The 5194-nt window shown below is 53.6% G+C and carries 2 tRNA genes and 3 rRNA genes; all 5 read left to right on the top strand.

Features of this window, described 5'->3' with window-relative positions:
- Nucleotides 1–23: 23 nt before the first annotated feature.
- Nucleotides 24–1570, top strand: a 16S ribosomal RNA gene (locus DYQ94_RS20565).
- Nucleotides 1571–1662: 92 nt separating this feature from the next.
- Nucleotides 1663–1738: transfer RNA gene (locus tag DYQ94_RS20570), tRNA-Ala, on the top strand.
- A gap of 19 nt (nt 1739–1757) precedes the next feature.
- Nucleotides 1758–1834, top strand: a tRNA-Ile gene (locus DYQ94_RS20575).
- Between the two features lie 227 nt (nt 1835–2061).
- Nucleotides 2062–4942, top strand: a 23S ribosomal RNA gene (locus DYQ94_RS20580).
- 112 nt (nt 4943–5054) lie between these two features.
- Nucleotides 5055–5169 (top strand): 5S ribosomal RNA (rrf, locus tag DYQ94_RS20585).
- The 16S, 23S and 5S rRNA genes sit together here with 2 tRNA genes alongside, the layout of an rRNA operon.
- The last annotated feature ends 25 nt before the right edge of the window (nt 5170–5194 follow it).

Consider the following 5194-nt stretch of genomic DNA (forward strand, 5'->3'; position numbering starts at 1 on the left):
ATTTGCCTTCGGGCATGTAATTTTAAGTGAAGAGTTTGATCCTGGCTCAGAGTGAACGCTGGCGGCAGGCCTAACACATGCAAGTCGAACGGCAGCACAGTAAGAGCTTGCTCTTATGGGTGGCGAGTGGCGGACGGGTGAGGAATACATCGGAATCTACTCTTTCGTGGGGGATAACGTAGGGAAACTTACGCTAATACCGCATACGACCTACGGGTGAAAGCGGAGGACCTTCGGGCTTCGCGCGATTGAATGAGCCGATGTCGGATTAGCTAGTTGGCGGGGTAAAGGCCCACCAAGGCGACGATCCGTAGCTGGTCTGAGAGGATGATCAGCCACACTGGAACTGAGACACGGTCCAGACTCCTACGGGAGGCAGCAGTGGGGAATATTGGACAATGGGCGCAAGCCTGATCCAGCCATGCCGCGTGGGTGAAGAAGGCCTTCGGGTTGTAAAGCCCTTTTGTTGGGAAAGAAAAGCAGTCGGTTAATACCCGATTGTTCTGACGGTACCCAAAGAATAAGCACCGGCTAACTTCGTGCCAGCAGCCGCGGTAATACGAAGGGTGCAAGCGTTACTCGGAATTACTGGGCGTAAAGCGTGCGTAGGTGGTGGTTTAAGTCTGTTGTGAAAGCCCTGGGCTCAACCTGGGAATTGCAGTGGATACTGGGTCACTAGAGTGTGGTAGAGGGTAGCGGAATTCCCGGTGTAGCAGTGAAATGCGTAGAGATCGGGAGGAACATCCGTGGCGAAGGCGGCTACCTGGACCAACACTGACACTGAGGCACGAAAGCGTGGGGAGCAAACAGGATTAGATACCCTGGTAGTCCACGCCCTAAACGATGCGAACTGGATGTTGGGTGCAATTTGGCACGCAGTATCGAAGCTAACGCGTTAAGTTCGCCGCCTGGGGAGTACGGTCGCAAGACTGAAACTCAAAGGAATTGACGGGGGCCCGCACAAGCGGTGGAGTATGTGGTTTAATTCGATGCAACGCGAAGAACCTTACCTGGTCTTGACATCCACGGAACTTTCCAGAGATGGATTGGTGCCTTCGGGAACCGTGAGACAGGTGCTGCATGGCTGTCGTCAGCTCGTGTCGTGAGATGTTGGGTTAAGTCCCGCAACGAGCGCAACCCTTGTCCTTAGTTGCCAGCACGTAATGGTGGGAACTCTAAGGAGACCGCCGGTGACAAACCGGAGGAAGGTGGGGATGACGTCAAGTCATCATGGCCCTTACGACCAGGGCTACACACGTACTACAATGGTAGGGACAGAGGGCTGCAAACCCGCGAGGGTAAGCCAATCCCAGAAACCCTATCTCAGTCCGGATTGGAGTCTGCAACTCGACTCCATGAAGTCGGAATCGCTAGTAATCGCAGATCAGCATTGCTGCGGTGAATACGTTCCCGGGCCTTGTACACACCGCCCGTCACACCATGGGAGTTTGTTGCACCAGAAGCAGGTAGCTTAACCTTCGGGAGGGCGCTTGCCACGGTGTGGCCGATGACTGGGGTGAAGTCGTAACAAGGTAGCCGTATCGGAAGGTGCGGCTGGATCACCTCCTTTTGAGCATGACGTCATCGTCTTGCGGGCGTCCTCACAAATTACCTGCATTCAGAGATTCATACCGGCACAGGTCGGTATGCGAAGTCCCTTTTGGGGCCTTAGCTCAGCTGGGAGAGCACCTGCTTTGCAAGCAGGGGGTCGTCGGTTCGATCCCGACAGGCTCCACCATATTGAGTGAAAAGACTTCGGGTCTGTAGCTCAGGTGGTTAGAGCGCACCCCTGATAAGGGTGAGGTCGGTAGTTCGAGTCTACCCAGACCCACCACTCTGAATGTAGTGCACACTTAAGAATTTATATGGATCAGCGTTGAGGCTGATACATGTTCTTTTATAACTTGTGACGTAGCGAGCGTTTGAGATATCTATCTAAACGTGTCGTTGAGGCTAAGGCGGGGACTTCGAGTCCCTAAATAATTGAGTCGTATGTTCGCGTTGGTGGCTTTGTACCCCACACAACACGGCATGTAGCTCCGAGGCAACTTGGGGTTATATGGTCAAGCGAATAAGCGCACACGGTGGATGCCTAGGCGGTCAGAGGCGATGAAGGACGTGGTAGCCTGCGAAAAGTGTCGGGGAGCTGGCAACAAGCTTTGATCCGGCAATGTCCGAATGGGGAAACCCACTGCTTCGGCAGTATCCTGCAGTGAATTCATAGCTGCTGGAAGCGAACCCGGTGAACTGAAATATCTAAGTAACCGGAGGAAAAGAAATCAACCGAGATTCCCTAAGTAGTGACGAGCGAACGGGGAGCAGCCCTTAAGCTGGAATGGCTTTAGAAAAACAATCTGGAAAGATTGGCCATAGAAGGTGATAGCCCTGTATTTAAAAGGGCCACTCCAGTGAAGACGAGTAGGGCGGGGCACGTGAAACCCTGTCTGAATATGGGGGGACCATCCTCCAAGGCTAAATACTCCTGACCGACCGATAGTGAACCAGTACCGTGAGGGAAAGGCGAAAAGAACCCCGGAGAGGGGAGTGAAATAGATCCTGAAACCGTGTGCGTACAAGCAGTAGGAGCTCGCAAGAGTGACTGCGTACCTTTTGTATAATGGGTCAGCGACTTACTGTTCGTGGCAAGCTTAACCGTATAGGGGAGGCGAAGGGAAACCGAGTCTGATAAGGGCGCATAGTCGCGGGCAGTAGACCCGAAACCGGGTGATCTAGTCATGGCCAGGGTGAAGGTGCCGTAACAGGTACTGGAGGCCCGAACCCACGTCTGTTGCAAAAGACGGGGATGAGCTGTGATTAGGAGTGAAAAGCTAATCGAACCCGGAGATAGCTGGTTCTCCTCGAAAGCTATTTAGGTAGCGCCTCGGACGAATACTACTGGGGGTAGAGCACTGTTATGGCTAGGGGGTCATCGCGACTTACCAAACCATTGCAAACTCCGAATACCAGTACGTACTATCCGGGAGACACACGGCGGGTGCTAACGTCCGTCGTGAAAAGGGAAACAACCCAGACCCACAGCTAAGGTCCCAAATTCACTGCTAAGTGGAAAACGATGTGGAAAGGCATAGACAGCCAGGAGGTTGGCTTAGAAGCAGCCACCCTTTAAAGAAAGCGTAATAGCTCACTGGTCGAGTCGGTCTGCGCGGAAGATTTAACGGGGCTAAGCAGTGAACCGAAGCTTGGGGTGCATAAAACTTGTTTTATGCGCGGTAGAGGAGCGTTCCGTAAGCCTGCGAAGGTGGATTGAGAAGTCTGCTGGAGGTATCGGAAGTGCGAATGCTGACATGAGTAACGATAATGCGGGTGAAAAGCCCGCACGCCGAAAGCCCAAGGTTTCCTTGCGCAACGTTAATCGACGCAGGGTTAGTCGGTCCCTAAGGCGAGGGCGAAAGCCGTAGTCGATGGGAAGCAGGTTAATATTCCTGCACCTCGCGTGAGTGCGATGGAGGGACGGAGAAGGTTAGGTGTACCGGGCGTTGGTTGTCCCGGGGAAAGGCGGTAGGTTTGGATCTTTGGCAAATCCGGGATCCTTTAAGACCGAGCACCGAGACGAGCCTTTATGGCGAAGTCACTGATACCACGCTTCCAGGAAAAGCTCCTAAGCTTCAGCTCACGAAGACCGTACCGTAAACCGACACAGGTGGGTAGGATGAGAATTCTCAGGCGCTTGAGAGAACTCGGGTGAAGGAACTAGGCAACATGGCACCGTAACTTCGGGAGAAGGTGCACCCTTTTTGGTGGCTCATGCGAGCTATAGCTGAAGAGGGTCGCAGAAACCAGGCCGCTGCGACTGTTTATCAAAAACACAGCACTCTGCAAACACGAAAGTGGACGTATAGGGTGTGACGCCTGCCCGGTGCTGGAAGGTTAATTGATGGGGTCAGCCGCAAGGCGAAGCTCTTGATCGAAGCCCCAGTAAACGGCGGCCGTAACTATAACGGTCCTAAGGTAGCGAAATTCCTTGTCGGGTAAGTTCCGACCTGCACGAATGGCGTAACGACAGCGGCGCTGTCTCCACCCGAGACTCAGTGAAATTGAAATCGCTGTGAAGATGCAGCGTTCCCGTGGCAAGACGGAAAGACCCCGTGAACCTTTACTATAGCTTTACACTGAACGTTGAGTTCGTCTGTGTAGGATAGGTGGGAGGCTATGAAACTGTGGCGCTAGCTGCAGTGGAGCCATCCTTGAAATACCACCCTGTCGTGCTTGACGTTCTAACCTAGATCCGTTATCCGGATCAGGGACCGTGTATGGTGGGTAGTTTGACTGGGGCGGTCTCCTCCTAAAGAGTAACGGAGGAGCACGAAGGTACGCTCAGCGCGGTCGGACATCGCGCACTGTGTGCAAAGGCATAAGCGTGCTTGACTGCAAGATCGACGGATCAAGCAGGTACGAAAGTAGGTCTTAGTGATCCGGTGGTTCTGTATGGAAGGGCCATCGCTCAACGGATAAAAGGTACTCCGGGGATAACAGGCTGATACCGCCCAAGAGTTCATATCGACGGCGGTGTTTGGCACCTCGATGTCGGCTCATCACATCCTGGGGCTGTAGTCGGTCCCAAGGGTATGGCTGTTCGCCATTTAAAGTGGTACGCGAGCTGGGTTCAGAACGTCGTGAGACAGTTCGGTCCCTATCTGCCATGGGCGTTGGAAGTTTGAGAGGGGCTGCTCCTAGTACGAGAGGACCGGAGTGGACGAACCTCTGGTGTTCCGGTTGTCACGCCAGTGGCATTGCCGGGTAGCTATGTTCGGAAGCGATAACCGCTGAAAGCATCTAAGCGGGAAGCGCGCCTCAAGATGAGACTTCCCGGGGCACAAGCCCCCTAAAGGAACCATATAGACTATGTGGTTGATAGGTCAGGTGTGTAAGTACAGCAATGTATTGAGCTAACTGATACTAATGATCCGTGCGGCTTGACCATATAACCTCAAGTTGCCTTGGTCCCAACGAACGTTGGTAGATCACCAAACGCAAGCTACGTCACAAGTTACCTATGCGAGACGAGCGCTATCAAGCGCTGCTCCAACCGTCTCCCTGGTGAAATTAGCGCTGTGGAACCACCCGATCCCATCCCGAACTCGGAAGTGAAACGCAGCTGCGCCGATGGTAGTGTGGCTCAAGCCATGCGAGAGTAGGTCATCGCCAGGGGCTTTACCCGAAACCCTCAGTCCAA

This window comes from Xanthomonas sp. LMG 8993 (assembly GCF_009835065.2).
In the GTDB taxonomy this organism is placed as follows: Bacteria; Pseudomonadota; Gammaproteobacteria; order Xanthomonadales; family Xanthomonadaceae; genus Xanthomonas; species Xanthomonas arboricola.